This is a genomic window from Streptomyces sp. NPDC001781 (assembly GCF_053596035.1).
The window spans coordinates 103,454-120,311 of sequence record NZ_JBSFFI010000004.1; the positions used below are offsets into that span (position 1 = coordinate 103,454).

Here is a 16,858-nt window from a genome sequence, read left to right on the forward strand (position 1 = left end):
CGGCTCCCAGGGATCAGCGCAGCAACTCGGCCACCAGTCTGCCAACCTGCTCCGTCTCGATCAGGAACCCGTCGTGCCCGTACGGCGACTCCGCCACCCGCACCCCGCCCGCCGACGGGATCAGCGCGGCCGACTCCCGCTGCCGGGACAGCGGGTGGAGCCGGAAGGAGCCCACCCCGGCGACCAGTGCCGGTGCGCGTACCCTCGCCGGCGCGGTGCGGATGCCGCCCCGCCCGCGCCCCACGTCATGCGCGTTCACCGCCTCGGTCAGCACCACGTGACTTCCCGCGTCGAAGCGGCGGACGGGTTTCCCGGCATGGTCGTCCAGGTAGGAGCCCACCCGCATGTACGCCACGTCCCCGCAACACCGCCGCAGCACGGCCCGGTCACGACCGTGCCCCGGCCGGAGGAGTCCGGCCGGGGCACGCGCGTACAGCCGCCGCTCGCGTCAGCTCAGGGAGCCGAGCGCCGCGTTCCAGGTGGCCGACGGGCGCATGACCGCGTCCGCCTTGGCCTTCTCCGGCTGGTAGTAGCCGCCGATGTCGGCCGGGGAGCCCTGCACCGCGAGGAGCTCCTCCACGATCTTCTGCTCGTCGGCCGCGAGGGACTCGGCGAACGGGGCGAACGCCTTCGCGAGGTCGGCGTCGTCGGTCTGCTTGGCCAGCTCCTGCGCCCAGTACAGGGAGAGGAAGAAGTGGCTGCCGCGGTTGTCGATGCCGCCGACGCGACGGGTCGGGGACTTGTCCTCGTTGAGGAAGGTCGCCGTGGCGCGGTCCAGGGTGTCGGCGAGGACCTTGGCGCGGGTGTTGCCGGTGGCCTCGGCGTACTGCTCGAAGGCGGGGACCAGGGCGAAGAACTCACCGAGGGAGTCCCAGCGCAGGTAGTTCTCCTTGACGAGCTGCTGGACGTGCTTCGGGGCGGAGCCGCCGGCGCCGGTCTCGAACAGGCCGCCGCCCGCCATCAGCGGGACGACCGAGAGCATCTTGGCGCTGGTGCCCAGCTCCAGGATCGGGAAGAGGTCGGTCAGGTAGTCGCGCAGCACGTTGCCGGTCACCGAGATGGTGTTCTCGCCGCGCCGGATGCGCTCCACCGACAGCTTGGCGGCCTCGACCGGCGGCAGGACGCGGATGTCCAGGCCCTCGGTGTCGTGCTCCGGGAGGTACTGGTTGACCTTGGCGATCAGGTTGGCGTCGTGCGCGCGGGTCTCGTCCAGCCAGAAGACGGCCGGGTCGCCGGTGGCGCGGGCGCGGGTGACGGCCAGCTTGACCCAGTCGCGGATCGGGGCGTCCTTGGTCTGGCAGGCGCGGAAGATGTCGCCCTCGGCGACCGGCTGCTCGATGAGCACGTTGCCGCCGGCGTCGACCACGCGGACGGTACCCGCGGCGGCGACCTCGAAGGTCTTGTCGTGCGAGCCGTACTCCTCGGCCTTCTGCGCCATCAGGCCGACGTTGGGGACCGTGCCCATGGTGGACGGGTCGTAGGCGCCGTTCGCGCGGCAGTCCTCGATCACGGCCTGGTAGACACCGGCGTAGGAGGAGTCCGGGATCACCGCGAGGGTGTCGTGCTCCTCGCCGTCCGGGCCCCACATGTGGCCGGAGGTGCGGATCATCGCGGGCATGGAGGCGTCCACGATGACGTCCGAGGGGACGTGCAGGTTGGAGATGCCCTTGTCGGAGTCGACCATGGCGAGCGCCGGGCCCTCGGCAAGCTCCGCGTCGAAGGACGCCTTGATCTCGGCGCCCTGGGGCAGGCTCTCCAGGCCCTTGTAGATACCGCCGAGGCCGTCGTTGGGGGACAGGCCGGCCGACTTCAGCGTCTGGCCGTACTCGGCGAACGTCTTCGGGAAGAAGGCGCGCACCACGTGACCGAAGACGATCGGGTCGGAGACCTTCATCATCGTGGCCTTCAGGTGCACGGAGAACAGGACGCCCTCCTCCTTCGCGCGGGCGACCTGCGCGGCGAGGAACCGCTCCAGCTCGGCGACGTGCATGACGGAGGCGTCGACGACCTCGTCCTTGCGGACCGGTACCGAGTCGCGCAGCACGGTGGTGGTGCCGTCCTCGGCGACCAGCTCGATACGGAGCGTGCCGTCCTCGGTGATCACCGTGGACTTCTCGGTGGAGCGGAAGTCGTTCTCACCCATGGTGGCCACGTTGGTCTTGGACTCGGGGGTCCAGGCGCCCATGCGGTGCGGGTGGGTCTTGGCGTAGTTCTTCACCGACGCGGGGGCACGGCGGTCGGAGTTGCCCTCACGCAGGACCGGGTTCACGGCGGAACCCTTGATCTTGTCGTAGCGGGCGCGGATCTCGCGCTCCTCGTCGGTCTTCGGGTCCTCGGGGTAGTCGGGCAGCGCGTAGCCCTTGGCCTGCAGCTCGGCCACGGCGGCCTTGAGCTGCGGGATCGAGGCCGAGATGTTCGGCAGCTTGACGATGTTCGCGGCCGGCGTCTTCGCCAGGCCGCCCAGCTCGGCGAGCGCGTCCGGGATGCGCTGGTCCTCGTCGAGGTACTCCGGGAAGACGGCGATGATGCGCCCGGCCAGCGAGATGTCGCGGGTCTCCACGGGGACCCCGGCCTGCGCGGCGTACGCCTGGATCACCGGCAGGAACGAATGGGTCGCCAGGGCCGGCGCTTCGTCCGTGTAGGTGTAGATGATGGTCGAGTCAGTCACCGGGTGCTCCGCTCCACGTCTGCAACATTGCTCGACATCAAGATATCTCGTGACCGGGTCCGGTTCGACAGGGGTCCGGGACCGACCGCCCGGCGCGCGGTGGCATCCGGCGCACCCCCGTCGCCACCGCCGACGACGTCCGGTCCCGCAGAGCGGTCATCGGCGGCGCCGCTCGGAGGGAGGGCGCCGCCGCAGGGCTCACTGCTCGGACGGTGCCGTCACGTCGTCGGCCGTGCGCTGGTGCGGTATCAGCACCGAGCCCTGCTGGAGCGCGACCGTGCGGGCCGGGGCCGGGATGCGGATGCCCTCCTCGCGGTAGCGGCGGTGCAGACGCTTGATGAACTCGTGCTTGATCCGGAACTGGTCGCTGAACTCGCCGACGCCCAGGATGATCGTGAACCCGATCCGCGAGTCCCCGAAGGTGTGGAAGCGGATCGCGGCCTCGTGCTCCGGAACGGCGCCGGTGATCTCGGTCATCACCTCGTCGACGACCTCCATCGTCACCTTCTCCACGTGCTCGAGGTCCGAGTCGTAGCTCACCCCCGCCTGCACCAGCACCGTCAACTCCTGTTCGGGGCGGGTGAAGTTGGTCATGTTGGTCTTGGCGAGCTGGCCGTTGGGGATGACCACCAGGTTGTTGGAGAGCTGGCGCACGGTCGTCTGACGCCAGTTGATGTCGACGACGTACCCCTCCTCACCGCTGCTCAGCCGGATGTAGTCGCCCGGCTGCACGGTCTTGGAGGCGAGGATGTGGATGCCGGCGAACAGGTTGGCCAGCGTGTCCTGGAGCGCCAGCGCGACCGCCAGACCGCCCACACCGAGGGCGGTGAGCAGCGGGGCGATCGAGATGCCGAGGGTCTGGAGGACCACCAGGAAGCCGATGGCCAGCACCAGCACGCGGGTGATGTTGACGAAGATCGTCGCCGAACCGGCCACGCCCGACCGGGACTGGGTGACGCTCTGAACCAGGCCCGCGATCACCCGTGCCGCCGACAGCGTCACCACGAGGATCAGCCAGACCTGGAGGAACTGGTTGACGTGGTGCTGCACGGTACGGGTCAGCGGCAGCACGGCCGCGCCCACCGCGATGCCGCCCGCTGTCGCGGCCCACGGCACGACCGAGCGCAGGGCGTCCACGACGACGTCGTCACCGCTCCAGCGGGTGCGCTTGGCGTGCTTGGCCAGCCAGCGCAGCACCGTGCGGGACAGGAAGGCCAGCACCAGGCCCGCGGCCAGCGCGATACCGGCGAGGACCAGGTCGTCCAGGGTCGGCGTGCGGTTCACCGGGCGCCTCCGGTGGCCGAAACGACGGTGTGGAGCCTGTTGTGAAGTCGCGTCACGTTGTCACCTGTTCGCTGTCCGGGTCGTACGAACGTGCCCCCGGCAGGAGGGTCCGGGGAAGGGCACGTGCCGTCATCCTGCCGCATGTGCGAGGCCCCGGAATGCCGCGCGGACACTCGATGCGGAAGTGCGCTTTTTATGGCATATCGTCATTTACACTCTCGTTCGTCACTCAGCGTGAGGATGAATATGAGAATCCCGACCCGAGCGCTGCGCGCTCCGCGGCGCCCCTTCGTGCTCGGTGCCGCGCTGACCGTCGCACTCATCGTGCAGTCGGCGGTCATCGTCGAACAGCACCTCCAGATCCAGGGCCTGCAGACGCAGTCCGTCGACTTCCAGGAGAGCCTGGAGCCCGGTCCGCCCGGTCCCTCCGGTCCGGCCGGTCCCACCGGTCCCGCCGGTCCCATCGGTCCGCCCGGCAAGGACGGCAAGGACGGCACGGATGGCGCGGCCGGTCCGCCCGGCAAGGACGGCAAGGACGGCACGGACGGCAAGGACGCCGTCGCCCCGCCCGCGAGCTAGCGTGAGGATCGATGTGAGAAGCCTGAAAGAGGCCTTGCGCGGTTCGCCGCGCCGCATGGCGGCGGGTGCGGCGGTGACCGTCGTGATGGTCGCGCAGGCGGTCCTGCTCGCGACCCACCAACAGCAGCTCGACGCGATGCGGATCGAGCGCGTCGGTCTCGAGGACGGTGGCAGCGGCACCCATCAGGGTCCGCCGGGTCCGCCCGGCCCCTCGGGTCCGTCCGGCGACCCCGGTCCCACCGGGCCGACGGGCCGGCCGGGGGCGCACGGCGAGGACGGCGACGACGGCCGGCGGGGCCCGTGGGGGAGGAGGGGACGCGACGGCCGGGACGGCGTCGTCATCACCTACAAGTGACGGCCGTCGCCGCGGTGACGGGCCTTCGCGCCACCGGTGGGTTCAGGCGTCGCCGAACGTCCCGTGGCGTCCCGCACCTTCGGCGAACCGGGCCGCCCCCTTCCGCGACTCCGCCAGCACCGCCACGCCGTGACGGAGTTCACGGCGCATCGCATCCTCCTCGGCCAGCCCCTCCTGACCGAGCAGTGAAGCGCGGTCGGAGCGCAGGCAGTTCTGGGGGAACCGGGCGATGGCGGCCGCCAGTTCCTCGGCCTCGGCGCGGGCGCGGCCCCGCGGGACGACGCGGTCCGCGAGGCCGATCGCCCGGGCCTCGGCCGCCGGGACCGGACGGCCGGTGAGGACCATGTCCATGGCCCGGCCGGTGCCGATCAGGCGGGGAAGCCTTACGGTGCCGCCGTCGATCAGGGGGACGCCCCAGCGGCGGCAGAAGACGCCGAAGACCGCGTCCTCCTCCGCCACTCGCAGGTCGCACCACAGGGCCAGCTCCAGACCGCCCGCCACGGCGTGCCCGGCCACGGCCGCGACGACCGGCTTGGACAACCGCATGCGGGTCGGACCCATCGGGCCGTCACCGTCCGGCGCGACCCGGTTGCCGCGCTCGGTGCCGATCGCCTTCAGGTCGGCGCCCGCGCAGAACGTACCGCCCTCGCCCCACAGCACCGCCGCGCGCGCGTGCTCGTCCGCCTCGAACGACCTGAAGGCTGCTGCCAGTTCGGCCGCGGTCGGGCCGTCGACCGCGTTGCGCGCCTCCGGGCGCGACAGGACGACCGTTGTGACGTGACCCCGCGTCTCCACCCGAACCGGCACCGGGACTCCTCCTCGTCGAGCTGCTGGAAGGGCCACTGTGCCGCACCCGGACCCCGGACGGTTGACCTCAGGCAAGCTTGAGGTCCTACCGTTGACGCATGAGCATGGAAACGACCGCCTGGACGCAGCTGCACAGCGTGATGACCGCGCAGCAGCAGCGTCGGCCCCTCGCCCGCGCCACGCTGCGCCGCATCGCCGCCTTCGCCCGACCGCACCGCGCGGGCATCACCCGGTTCGTCCTGCTCGGCATCGTGACCGCCCTGCTCGCGGTCGCCACCCCTGTGCTCGCCGGACGCGTGGTCGACGCCATCGTGGCGGGCCACGACTCCGGCCTGGTGGTCCGGCTCTCGCTGCTCATCGCGGCGGTCGCGCTCGCCGAGGCCGGGCTCGGCATCCTGGTCCGGCGGCTGTCGGCGACGCTGGGGGAGGGGCTCATCCTCGACCTGCGCACCGCCGTCTTCGACCACGTCCAGCGGATGCCCGTCGCCTTCTTCACCCGCACCCGCACCGGCGCCCTGGTCAGCCGACTCAACAACGACGTGATCGGCGCCCAGCGGGCCTTCGCCTCCACCCTGTCCGGCGTGGTCACCAACGTGGTCACGCTGCTGCTCACCCTCGCCGTCATGCTCACCCTGTCCTGGCAGATCACCCTCCTCGCCCTGGTCCTGCTGCCGGTCTTCGTCCTGCCCGCCCGCCGGATGGGGCGCCGCATGGCCCGGATGCAGCGCGAGGCGGCCGAGCTGAACGCGGCCATGGGCACCCGGATGACGGAACGCTTCTCCGCCCCCGGTGCCACTCTCGTCAAGCTGTTCGGCCGCCCCGAGGAGGAGTCGGCCCAGTTCGCCGCCCGCGCCGGCCAGGTCCGGGACATCGGCGTACGCACCGCCACCGCCCAGTCGGTCTTCATCACCGCCCTCACCCTGGTCTCCGCCCTCGCGCTCGCCCTGGTCTACGGCCTCGGCGGCTGGTTCGCGCTGCGCGGCACCCTGGAGGCCGGCGCCGTAGTCTCCCTCGCCCTGCTGCTCACCCGGCTCTACGCCCCGCTCACCTCGCTCGCCGGGGCCCGGGTCGAGGTGATGAGCGCCCTGGTCAGCTTCGAGCGCGTCTTCGAGGTGCTGGACCTGGAGCCGCTGATCGCCGAGAAGCCCGACGCGGTCGCGGTGCCGGACGGCCCGGTCGCCATCGAGTTCGACGACGTGCGCTTCGCCTACCCGGCCGCCGACCGGGTCTCCCTGGCCTCGCTGGAGGAGGTCGCCGCACTGGACGTACGCGGTGGCGCCGAGGTGCTGCACGGCGTCTCCTTCCGCGCCGCCCCCGGTGAGACCGTCGCCCTGGTCGGCTCCTCCGGCGCCGGCAAGTCCACCATCGCCCAGCTCCTGCCCAGGCTCTACGACACCGACGGCGGAGCCGTACGGGTCGGCGGTGTCGACGTGCGCGACCTGAGCGCCGACTCGCTGCGGGCCACCGTCGGCATGGTCACCCAGGACGGCCACCTCTTCCACGACACCGTCCGCGCCAACCTGCTCCTCGCCCGTCCCGGCGCCGGGGACGACGAACTCTGGGAAGCGCTCGGCCGGGCACGGCTGGACGGGGTCGTACGGTCCCTGCCGGACGGACTCGACACGGTCGTCGGCGAGCGCGGCTACCGGCTCTCCGGCGGCGAACGCCAGCGCATGACCATCGCCCGGCTGCTGCTGGCCCGCCAGCGCGTCGTCATCCTCGACGAGGCCACCGCCCACCTCGACAACACCTCCGAGGCGGCCGTGCAGGAGGCCCTCGCCGAGGCGCTCCAGGACCGTACCGCCGTGGTCATCGCCCACCGGCTCTCCACCGTCCGCGCCGCCGACCAGATCCTCGTCGTGGAAGCCGGCCGGATCGCGGAACGCGGCACCCACGACCAGCTCCTCGCCGCCGGAGGCCGGTACGCCGAGCTGTACCGCACCCAGTTCGCCGACAAGGACGACGAGACGGTGACGGTGGCCTGAGGCGCCCCGGTGAACCGCCGCGGCTCCGTGCTGGACGCCACCCCCTCAAGGGCCCACCCTTCCTCCCAGGGACACGGAAGAAGGGACCGGCGGGGATGAGCGGGACGCGGCAGACCGAGACACAGGGCGGCCACGGCGAGGGCCTGTTGCGGGTCCTCGCCGTGGACGACGAGGAACCCGCGCTCTCGGAACTGCTGTACCTGCTCGACCAGGACCCCAGGGTCGGCAGCGTGCTGTCCGCCCTGGAGGCGACCGAGGCACTGCGCACCCTCAGCCGGGCCGTGGAGGGCGGCGCGGACGCGGTCGACGTGGTCTTCCTCGACATCAACATGCCGGGCCTCAACGGCCTCGAACTGGCGCGGCTGCTCGGCGGGTTCGCCGTACCGCCGCTCATCGTCTTCGTCACCGCGCACGAGGACTTCGCCGTCCGCGCCTTCGACCTGAAGGCCGTCGACTACCTCCTCAAGCCCTTGCGCCAGGAGCGGTTCGCGGAGGCCGTGCGCCGGGTGGCCGGGCTGACCCGTGCCGGCCAGGGGCCCCGCGCCCGGCCGGACGTACCGCCCGCCCCGGGCCAGGTCCCGGTGGAGCTGGGCGGGGTGACGAGGTTCGTGGCCGTCGCCGACATCGCGTACGCCGAAGCCCACGGGGACTACGCCCGGCTGCACACCCGGCGCGGCAGCCACCTCGTGCGCGTACCGCTGTCCACGCTGGAGGAGCAGTGGCGCACCCACGGGTTCGTGCGCGTCCACCGCAGTCATCTGGTCGCGCTCGACCGGATCGAGGAACTCAGGCTGGACGGCGGGAACCTCACCGTCCGGGTCGCGGGCCGGGTCCTCCCCGTCAGCCGTCGCAATGCCCGTGAGCTGCGCGACCTCCTGGCCCGCCGCGCCACCGGCACCGTCGCACGCGCCCGCTGATCCGGGCGCGCCGTGGCGGCCCTGTGCCGAACCCGCCAGGACCCTGTCTCACCCGGCCCGTGCTGCGTACACTCGCCGCAACAAGGTGATCACCGGGGTGTCGGGGGGTGCGTCATGGGTGCGGAACCCGCCCCGCGCCGGGAGGTGGTCACCGGGGCGCCGGCCGGCCGTACGCGGGCCGCGTACCCCGAATCCACCGCGCCGGACGATCTCGCCGTACGAGAACTGATGCGACGTCAGGTACGCGTCGGCCTCCTCGCCTGCTCCCTGATCGCCCTGCCCCTCGGGCTGTTCCCCGTGCTCTTCCGGCTGCTGCCGGCCGGCGGCACCGGTCAGGGTGCCGTCTGGCTCCTGCTGGGGGTGGCGCCGTACCCCGTCCTGCTCGTCACCGGCGTCTGGTACGTCCGCCGTGCCGAGCGCAACGAGGGTGACGTGAGCGGGCGTTGAACCAGACGTACGGAATCGCCGGGGTGTCCGCCGTGGTGCTCGCCACGGCACTCGTCGGCGCGCTCGGGCTGCGGGTGTCCAGGACCACCTCCGACTTCTACGTGGCCTCCCGTACCGTCGCGCCCAGGCTCAACGCCTTCGCGGTGAGCGGTGAGTACCTGTCCGCCGCCTCCTTCCTCGGCATCGCCGGACTCCTGCTCGCCCAGGGCGCCGACATGCTCTGGTTCCCCATCGGCTACACCGCCGGGTTCCTCGTCCTGTTGGCCTTCGTCGCCGCCCCGCTGCGCCGGTCCGGCGCGTACACGCTGCCCGACTTCGCCGAGGCCCGGCTGGAGTCACGGGCGGTGCGGCGGATCGCCGGGATGCTCGTGGTGGGCGTCGGCTGGCTGTACCTGCTGCCCCAACTGCGGGGAGCGGGGCTGACCTTGCGGCTGCTCACGGGTGCGCCCGGCTGGCTCGGCGGGCTGGTGGTCGCCGTCGTGGTGACCGTCGCGGTCGCGGCCGGGGGCATGCGCAGCATCACGTTCGTCCAGGCGTTCCAGTACTGGCTCAAGCTGACCGCGCTGCTGGTGCCCGTGGTGTTCCTGCTCGCCGCCTGGCACGCCGACCGTGCCCCGCTGCCCGCCTGGGGCGAGCGGCCCGTCTTCCAGCGGTCCACGGAGGTCCGCGTCGACCGCCCGCTGACCGTCACCGTGCGGGAACCCGTACGGGTCACCGCCACCGGCAGCATCGACGGGCACCCGCTGCGCGGGGCCGTGCTCACCCTCGCCGAGGGACGCCACCGCATCGGGGCGCACACCGGTCTCCTCTTCCCCGCCGGTGCCCAAGTGCCCCTGCCGCAGGTGGAGACAAGCTCCGCACCGCCCGCCCCGAGCGACGCGGAACACGGGCTGTACGCCACCTACGGGCTGATCCTCGCCACCTTCCTCGGCACCATGGGCCTGCCGCACGTCGTCGTCCGCTTCTACACCAACCCCGACGGCCGCGCCGCCCGCCGCACCACGGTCATCGTGCTCGGCCTGCTCGGCGCTTTCTACCTGCTGACGCCGGTGTACGGCTCGCTGGCCCGGCTGTACGCGCCCGACCTGCTGCTCACCGGTGACACCGACGCCGCGGTACTCGTACTGCCGCAAAGGCTGGTCGGCGGGGCCGCTGGCGACCTCCTGGGTGCGCTGGTCGCGGGCGGGGCCTGCGCGGCCTTCCTCTCCACCGCCTCCGGGCTCACCATGTCGGTCGCCGGGGTGCTCGCGCAGGACGTGCTCCCGGCGCTGGGCCTCCGGCACTTCCGGCTGGCCGTCGTCCCCGCCATCGCCGTGCCCACCGCCGCCGGCACGGTGGTGGGCGGGCTGCCGGTCGCCGACGCGGTCGGGCTGGCGTTCGCCGTCTCCGCGTCCTCCTTCTGCCCTTTGCTCGTCCTGGGCATCTGGTGGCGCGGTCTCACCCCGCCCGGCGCCGTCGCCGGCCTCCTCCTCGGCGGGGGCTCGGCCCTCACCGCCGTCACCACGACCATCACCGGCAGCACTCAAGCCGGTTGGACCCGCACCTTGCTGGCCTGGCCCGCCGTGTGGTCGGTCCCGGTCGGCTTCTCGGCGATGATCCTGGTCTCGCTCGCGACCCGGCACCGGGTCCCCGCCGGAACGGCGGCCACGATGGCGCGGCTGCATCTACCGGAGAGGCGGGTGTGAGGTGGCCGGGTCGAGCGTGCTCGGAGTGTGTCTGCTGGGGGTCGCGGGGCTGACGCTGTTCGTGCTGGGGGCTGCGGCGGGGCACGTCGCGCTGCGGCGGCAGCAGGCCAATCCCGCCGGGCCCGGCACGCCGGTGGAGCAGGCCACCTTTCATACGCTGCACACCGCCTCGCTGGCCGCGCCCCCACTGCGTGCCGGGCTCACACCGGACACCGCGCGGAAGGCGGCCAGGCGGTTGCGGCCACTGCTCGGGACCGGGGCGCTGGCGCTCGCCGACGAGGAGGCCGTGCTCGCCTGGGACGGGGCGGGGGAGCACCACCGTGCTCAGGTCGCCGAGCGGCTCGCCGGCGTGGTGCGGGCGGGGCGCACCCAGCGTGTGGATCTGGACTGCGCGCACGCCGACTGCGCCGTACGGCAGGGTGTGCTCGCACCGTTGACCGTGGACGGCCGGGTCGCCGGGGTGCTCGCCGCGTTCGGGGACGGGGAGTCCGGGGGGCTGCGCCGGGCCGCCGAGGAGGTCGCCCGCTGGGTCTCCGTACAGCTCGAACTGGTCGACCTGGACCGGGCCCGCTCCAGTGTGATCGAGGCCGAGATCCGTGCCCTGCGCGCCCAGATCTCCCCGCACTTCATCTACAACTCCCTCGCGAGCATCGCCTCGTTCGTGCGCACCGACCCCGAGCGGGCTCGTGAACTCCTGCTGGAGTTCGCGGACTTCACCCGCTACTCGTTCCGCCGGGGCGGCGACTTCACCACGCTCGCCGAGGAGTTGCGCTCCATCGAGCAGTACCTCGAACTCGCCCGCGCCCGCTTCGGCCGCCGTCTCGCGGTCACCCTGCGGATCGCGCCCGAGGTGCTGCCGGTGACTCTGCCCTTCCTATGCCTCCAGCCGCTCGTGGAGAACGCGCTCAAGCACGGCCTGGAGGAGTCCGCCGAGCGCGGCCGCATCACCATCATCGCGGAGGACGAGGGCACCGAGGCCCGCGTGGTCATCGAGGACGACGGCGTGGGCATGGAGCCGGACCGCCTGCGCGCCCTGCTGCGCGGCACCGCCGGCCCGGACACCGGCATCGGCCTGAGCAACGTCGACCGCCGGCTGCGCCAGGTGTACGGGGACACGTACGGCCTGGTCATCGAGACCGGTGTGGGCGCGGGCACGAAGATCACCGTACGGGTCCCGAAGTTCCGCCCCGGCTCGCGCCAGGGGTGAACGGTCAGGTCCAGCGGCCGTCGGGCTGCTTGCGCTCCTGCTGCTGGCGCTGGTGACGCTGCTGGTCCTTCGCCTGGCGGGTGGCCGCCTCGGGGATCTGGGTGTGGTAGTAGAGCAGCTTGCCCTGTCCCCGCGCACCCAGGCCGTGATGGCCCTTCATCGGAGAGTTCCTGCGCATGACTGGGCTCCTTGCTCGCAACAGGTCCGCGTGTCCGGGAGAACTGTCCGGGGAGGTCTGGTCACCGGCGTTCAGAGGTGCCCGTTTCGTTGACCTCCATGGTATTTCCGCTGCGCCGTTCGGGCGACCGGGCCGGTCCTCCTTTCGAGGTGCGGGCGCGGGGGCGCGGTGCGACGCTGACTTGGTGCATACCTCTGAGCTGACTCCTGAGATCCGTGCCGCTCTGAGCGAGCCGAGGTCGTACCCCGCCATCACCCTGGTGATGCCCACCGATCCGGACTTCCCCTTCAGCGACAAGGACCGCATCATGCTGCGGGACCTCGTCACCGAGGCCAAGCGCCGCCTGGCGGGGGACCCGGACGTCTCACGTGAGACCCGGCTGGAACTGCGGAACCACATGCTGGACACCACGATGATCGAACAGGTGGCAGATCCCTTCCACCCGGACGACGCCATGGTGGTCTACGTGGCCGCCGACGAGCCGGTCCAGGTCTGGCAGATGACGTCGCCCGCGCCGGTGCGCCCGCGCGTGGAGTTCGCCGACCAGTTCCTGACGCGGTACCTGGCGGCCGCCGAGCAGCGGTCCCGGCCGTTCATGGTGCTCGTGCTCGACCAGGAGATGTGCCGTCTCTACCACGGCTCGGTGAAACGCCTGGACGAGGTCGAGCACCACGGATTCCCGTGCGAGCCGGAGATTCCGTCCCCGGAGGACGCGCTGCCGGGCCCGATCCCGCACTCGGCGCCGTACGAGGGGCACAGGGAGCGGGTCGAGCAGTACCTCCGCCGGGTCGACAAGCGGCTCGGCGACGCGATCGAGGAGCACGACGGCGATCTGCCGCTGTTCGTCATCGGCGGCGACAAGACCCTGTCGACATTCAGGGACGTCACCACGCACGGTGGCATGATCGCGGGCACGCTGCCGCTGACCGGCATGGACAAGGACCGGGCTGCGGACCTGATGAAGCGGCTGGAGCCGGCCCTCGCCGAGTTCCATGAGAAGCAGGTCGCCGAGGCCGTCGACGCGCTGGGCGAGGCGCGCGGGCTCGGCAAGTACGCGGGCGGGCCTCAGGAGGTCTGGACGGCCGTGGCGGACAAGTCGGTGGCGCGGCTCGTCGTGGAGGAGGGGCTCGACCTCGCGGGCCGGATCACCGGGGACGGCCGGGCACTGGAGCTGGTCGAGGTGCCCGAACCGGTCACACTGCCCGACCCCAGGCCGGACGTCGAGCCGTCGCCGCACACCCTGGGCGTGGCCACCGACATCGTCGAGCAGCTGGTCGACCGCGCCGTCGACGCCGGCTCCCGGGTCCTCTTCGTCCCCGACGGCACCCTCGCCGAGGCGGGGGGCGTGGCGGCGCTGCTCAGGTACTGACCTGGTGCCGGGCCGAGCCGTCCGCCGTACCGCGGCGCGGGTGGAAGACGGCGGCCAGGCACATGGACCGGGCGCTGCCGAAGATCGCCGCCATGACGTCGTGAACGGCACGGCTGCCCGCCGTGCCGGCCGGCGCTACCCGGCTGACCTTCCGCGTCGGCGATCACCGCGTCCAGCGCGCCCGGCCCAATTCATCGGAATCCCTCGCGGGGCCCGTCACCTCGCATCCGCGACCCGCGGCATGACCGGCGACCAGCGGCCCCACTCCCGTCGAACCACGGGTGACCAGCGCGGACATCCTTCCGACAGGGGGTCGGCGCTTCGCGTCACGGCCCGGCCTCGCGCCGAGAGGCTCGCAGACGCGGCTCGGCGGGCGCCCGCGAGAGCTGTGGCGACGGGTGCGCGGTCCGGCAAGACTGAACGCATCCGCGCCTGGAAGCAGGTGGACCATGAGCAGCATCGACGTGTCGGTCGAGGTCCGAGTACCCGTCCGTACCGCGTACGACCAGTGGACCCAGTTCAAGAGCTTTCCCCGGATCATGGACGCCGTGCAGCGCGTGGACCAGGTCGGTCCCGCGATGACCCGGTGGAGGGTGAGGACGGGACTGCTCACCAGGGAGTTCATGGCCGAGATCGTCGAGCAGGAACCGGACTCGCACATCGCCTGGCGCACTGTGGGGCGCCACCCGTGGCTGTGGGGTGAGGTGTCCTTCCGCGCGGCCGCCCCGGACCGCACCGTGATCACGGTGAACATGCACATCGAGCCGCGCGGGCTCGGCGGCCGGCTGCCCGCCTCGGCGAACCGGGCCCGCAAGCTCGTCCGCGAGTCGCTGGAGAACTTCAAGGAGTTCATCGAGGGCCTCGGCGACGCCGGCGGCGCCTGGCGGGGCTCCATCCACAACGGCAGGGTCTCGCCCGCCGAGCCCGACCCGCCCAGGAGCCGCGTCCCCAAGTGGCCCGTCGGCTGACCACGAGCCGGCCCGCCGCCCCGGACGGCCGAGCGGCCTCCTGCGTGCCGCAGGACAGAGCGAGAGGCATTCCCCATGAAGAAGGCGCCGAAGCACGAGCCGGACGAGCCGCTGACCGTCAGCCCGCCCAAGAAGTGGGCGGCGGGCGTCCCGGCGGTGACGCACGCCCTGGAGTACTCCCTCGAGGAGGCGTCGCTGCGCACCACGGCGACGACGCTGCTGACCATGAACCAGATCGGCGGCATCGACTGCCCCGGCTGTGCCTGGGCCGACCCGGCACCGGGCCACCGGCACATGAACGAGTACTGCGAGAACGGTGCCAAGCACATCAACGACGAGGCCACCGGGCGCCGCGTCACCCGCGAGTTCTTCCGCGCCCACCCCGTCTCCTGGCTCAACGAGCAGTCCGACCTCTGGCTCAACCAGCAGGGCCGCCTCACCGAGCCCATGATCAAGCGGGCCGATTCGGACTACTACGAGCCGATCAGCTGGGCCGCCGCGCTGGACCTGCTCGCGGACGAGCTCAAGTTGCTGGACTCCCCGGACGAGGCATGCTTCTACACCTCGGGCCGTGCCAGCAACGAGTCGGCGTTCGTGCTCCAGCTCTTCGCCCGCGCCTTCGGCACCAACAACCTGCCCGACTGCAGCAACCTGTGCCACGAGACCAGCGGTTTCGGCCTGCACGAGACGCTCGGCACCGGCAAGGGCACCGTCTCCCTGGACGACATCCACCAGTCCGACCTGATCTTCCTCGTCGGCCAGAACCCGGCGACGAACCACCCGCGCCAGCTCTCCGCGCTCGAGGAGTGCAAGGACAACGGCGGCAAGATCATCGCGGTGAACACGCTGCCCGAGGCCGGTCTGATGCGGTTCAAGAACCCGCAGCAGGTCCGGGGCGTCATCGGCGACGGCGTCAAGATCTCCGACCTCTTCCTGCACATCCGCAGCGGCGGCGACCTGGCGCTGTTCCAAGGGCTCAACAAGCTGCTGCTGGACGCCGAGGACGCCCGCCCCGGCACGGTCCTGGACCACGACTTCATCGCCAGGCACACCTCCGGCTTCGAGGAGTTCGCCCGGCACGCCCGCGGCATCTCCTGGGACGACATCCTCACCGCCACCCAGCTCACCCGGGAGGAGATCGAGGAGGCCCACGACCACGTCATGCGCGCGGACCGCGTGATCGTCTGCTGGGCCATGGGTGTCACGCAGCAGCGGCAGGGCGTGCCGACCGTCCGTGAGATCGTCAACTTCCTGATGCTGCGCGGCAACCTGGGCCGGGTCGGCTGCGGCGCCAGCCCCGTACGCGGACACAGCAACGTCCAGGGCGACCGCACCATGGGCGTGTGGGAGCAGATGCCCGACGAATTCCTGGACGCTCTGAAGTCCGAGTTCCGCTTCGAGCCGCCCCGCCACCACGGGTACGACGCGGTGAAGGCCGTCAAGGCGATGGCCGAGGGCAAGGTCAGGGTGTTCCTGTCGCTGGCCGGCAACTTCGTGCGCGCCGCCCCCGACACCGAGGTCACCGACGCGGCCATGCGCCGCTGCAAGGTCACCGCGCAGATCTCCACCAAGCTCAGCAAGGCGCACACCGTCACCGGCGAGACCGCGCTGATCCTGCCCTGCCTCGGCCGCACCGAGATCGACATCCAGGCGGGCGGCGTCCAGTTCGTCACGGTGGAGAACACCTCCAGCGAGGTGCACTCCTCGTTCGGCAAACTCCGCCCCGCCTCCCGGCTGCTGCTCAGCGAGGTCGCCATCCTGTGCCGGCTCGCCGAGCGCACCCTCGGCGACAGGGCCGACATCCCCTGGCTGGAGTTCGAGTCGGACTACGGCAACATCCGCGACCGGGTGGCCCGGATCATCCCGGGCTTCCACGACTTCAACCGGCGGGTGGCCCGGCCCGGCGGCATCAAGCTGCCGAACCCCGTCAACGAGGGCGTGTACGCCACCGCCACCGGCAAGGCCATGTTCACCGTCAACGACTGGGACATGTCCGCGGCGCCCCCCGGCCATCTGGTCCTGCAGAGCACCCGCTCGCACGACCAGTGGAACACCGTCCCGTACACCAACAACGACCGCTACCGCGGCATCCACGGCCGCCGCGACATCATCATGGTCAACCCCGAGGACATGGTCGATCTGGGCCTGGTCCGCGGGCAGTTCGTGGACATCGTCGGCGTCTGGCACGACGACGCAGACCGCCGGGTGAAGGGCTTCGAGGTCGTCCCCTACCCGACCAGCCGGGGGTGCGCGGCCGCGTACTACCCGGAGGTGCAGCCGCTGGTCCCGCTCGACAGCGTGGCGGCGATCAGCAACCAGCCCACCTCCAAGGGCATCGTGGTCCGCCTCGAACCGGGCAGCCCGCCCCCCGGCACCAAGCCCACCCAGTGGCACGGGTGACCCCGGCCG

At 71.9% G+C, this 16,858-nt stretch carries 15 protein-coding genes; 10 read left to right on the plus strand and 5 right to left on the minus strand.

The genetic code is table 11. The features are described 5' to 3' along the window. Nucleotides 1–13: 13 nt before the first annotated feature. From ACWCV3_RS05180 to ACWCV3_RS05190, 3 genes are all read right to left on the minus strand, one after another. Nucleotides 14–355, minus strand: coding sequence for a hypothetical protein (locus ACWCV3_RS05180; RefSeq protein ID WP_451218554.1), 342 nt, complete (start codon nt 353–355; stop codon nt 14–16). Nucleotides 356–448: 93 nt separating this feature from the next. After that, entirely contained in the window at nt 449–2,668 is a 2,220-nt protein-coding gene (locus ACWCV3_RS05185; RefSeq protein ID WP_451218557.1) for an NADP-dependent isocitrate dehydrogenase, read from the minus strand. A 198-nt stretch (nt 2,669–2,866) separates the two neighbouring features. Next, on the minus strand, nt 2,867–3,952 hold the full coding sequence (locus ACWCV3_RS05190; protein ID WP_451218560.1) for a mechanosensitive ion channel family protein: 1,086 nt from the start codon (nt 3,950–3,952) through the stop codon (nt 2,867–2,869). Between the two features lie 246 nt (nt 3,953–4,198). On the opposite strand from ACWCV3_RS05190, the gene ACWCV3_RS05195 reads away from it, so the two are divergent. Together ACWCV3_RS05195 and ACWCV3_RS05200 are read left to right on the plus strand one after the other, a co-directional pair. Continuing rightward, nucleotides 4,199–4,531, plus strand: a complete 333-nt coding sequence (locus tag ACWCV3_RS05195; RefSeq protein ID WP_451218563.1) for a hypothetical protein — start codon at nt 4,199–4,201, stop codon at nt 4,529–4,531. Nucleotides 4,532–4,544: 13 nt separating this feature from the next. Beyond that, the gene (locus tag ACWCV3_RS05200) at nt 4,545–4,886 is read left to right on the plus strand and encodes a hypothetical protein (protein WP_451218566.1); all 342 of its coding nucleotides are present in this window, start codon (nt 4,545–4,547) and stop codon (nt 4,884–4,886) included. 42 nt (nt 4,887–4,928) lie between these two features. On the opposite strand, the gene ACWCV3_RS05205 is transcribed toward ACWCV3_RS05200, so the two are convergent. Continuing rightward, on the minus strand, nt 4,929–5,693 hold the full coding sequence (locus ACWCV3_RS05205) for a crotonase/enoyl-CoA hydratase family protein (RefSeq protein WP_451218568.1): 765 nt from the start codon (nt 5,691–5,693) through the stop codon (nt 4,929–4,931). 104 nt (nt 5,694–5,797) lie between these two features. Between ACWCV3_RS05205 and ACWCV3_RS05210 the strand changes: the two genes are divergently transcribed. The 5 genes from ACWCV3_RS05210 (at nt 5,798) to ACWCV3_RS05230 (ending at nt 11,934) form a co-directional block, all read left to right on the plus strand. Continuing rightward, nucleotides 5,798–7,678, plus strand: coding sequence for an ABC transporter ATP-binding protein (locus tag ACWCV3_RS05210; protein WP_451218977.1), 1,881 nt, complete (start codon nt 5,798–5,800; stop codon nt 7,676–7,678). 143 nt (nt 7,679–7,821) lie between these two features. Then, the gene (locus tag ACWCV3_RS05215) at nt 7,822–8,595 is read left to right on the plus strand and encodes a LytR/AlgR family response regulator transcription factor (protein ID WP_451218979.1); all 774 of its coding nucleotides are present in this window, start codon (nt 7,822–7,824) and stop codon (nt 8,593–8,595) included. Nucleotides 8,596–8,709: 114 nt separating this feature from the next. Continuing rightward, on the plus strand, nt 8,710–9,042 hold the full coding sequence (locus tag ACWCV3_RS05220) for a hypothetical protein (protein WP_451218571.1): 333 nt from the start codon (nt 8,710–8,712) through the stop codon (nt 9,040–9,042). After that, the gene (locus tag ACWCV3_RS05225; protein ID WP_451218574.1) at nt 9,039–10,727 is read left to right on the plus strand and encodes a sodium/solute symporter; all 1,689 of its coding nucleotides are present in this window, start codon (nt 9,039–9,041) and stop codon (nt 10,725–10,727) included. Before ACWCV3_RS05220 ends, ACWCV3_RS05225 begins: the two co-directional genes overlap by 4 nt. Before the next feature lie 16 nt (nt 10,728–10,743). After that, nucleotides 10,744–11,934 (plus strand): sensor histidine kinase, encoded by a 1,191-nt coding sequence (locus ACWCV3_RS05230; protein WP_451218577.1) that lies wholly within the window; start codon nt 10,744–10,746, stop codon nt 11,932–11,934. Between the two features lie 4 nt (nt 11,935–11,938). Here ACWCV3_RS05230 and ACWCV3_RS05235 read toward each other — a convergent pair whose 3' ends face one another. Next, nucleotides 11,939–12,112, minus strand: a complete 174-nt coding sequence (locus tag ACWCV3_RS05235) for a hypothetical protein (protein ID WP_451218580.1) — start codon at nt 12,110–12,112, stop codon at nt 11,939–11,941. A gap of 184 nt (nt 12,113–12,296) precedes the next feature. On the opposite strand from ACWCV3_RS05235, the gene ACWCV3_RS05240 reads away from it, so the two are divergent. The 3 genes from ACWCV3_RS05240 (at nt 12,297) to ACWCV3_RS05250 (ending at nt 16,849) form a co-directional block, all read left to right on the plus strand. Further along, entirely contained in the window at nt 12,297–13,481 is a 1,185-nt protein-coding gene (locus ACWCV3_RS05240; protein ID WP_451218583.1) for a baeRF3 domain-containing protein, read from the plus strand. A 449-nt stretch (nt 13,482–13,930) separates the two neighbouring features. Next, nucleotides 13,931–14,449, plus strand: coding sequence for an SRPBCC family protein (locus ACWCV3_RS05245; protein WP_451218586.1), 519 nt, complete (start codon nt 13,931–13,933; stop codon nt 14,447–14,449). Nucleotides 14,450–14,524: 75 nt separating this feature from the next. Next, nucleotides 14,525–16,849: an FdhF/YdeP family oxidoreductase gene (locus ACWCV3_RS05250; RefSeq protein WP_451218588.1), complete on the plus strand. Its 2,325-nt coding sequence runs from the start codon at nt 14,525–14,527 to the stop codon at nt 16,847–16,849. Nucleotides 16,850–16,858 lie beyond the last annotated feature (9 nt).

Excerpts from the sequence above, each read along its gene's own strand:
- ACWCV3_RS05210 (WP_451218977.1), top strand. The coding sequence starts at position 5,798 with ATGGAAACGACCGCCTGGACGCAGCTGCACAGCGTGATGACCGCGCAG.
- ACWCV3_RS05220 (WP_451218571.1), top strand. The coding sequence starts at position 8,710 with ATGGGTGCGGAACCCGCCCCGCGCCGGGAGGTGGTCACCGGGGCGCCG.
- ACWCV3_RS05235 (WP_451218580.1), bottom strand. The coding sequence starts at position 12,112 with ATGCGCAGGAACTCTCCGATGAAGGGCCATCACGGCCTGGGTGCGCGG.
- ACWCV3_RS05195 (WP_451218563.1), top strand. The coding sequence starts at position 4,199 with ATGAGAATCCCGACCCGAGCGCTGCGCGCTCCGCGGCGCCCCTTCGTG.
- ACWCV3_RS05250 (WP_451218588.1), top strand. The coding sequence starts at position 14,525 with ATGAAGAAGGCGCCGAAGCACGAGCCGGACGAGCCGCTGACCGTCAGC.
- ACWCV3_RS05245 (WP_451218586.1), top strand. The coding sequence starts at position 13,931 with ATGAGCAGCATCGACGTGTCGGTCGAGGTCCGAGTACCCGTCCGTACC.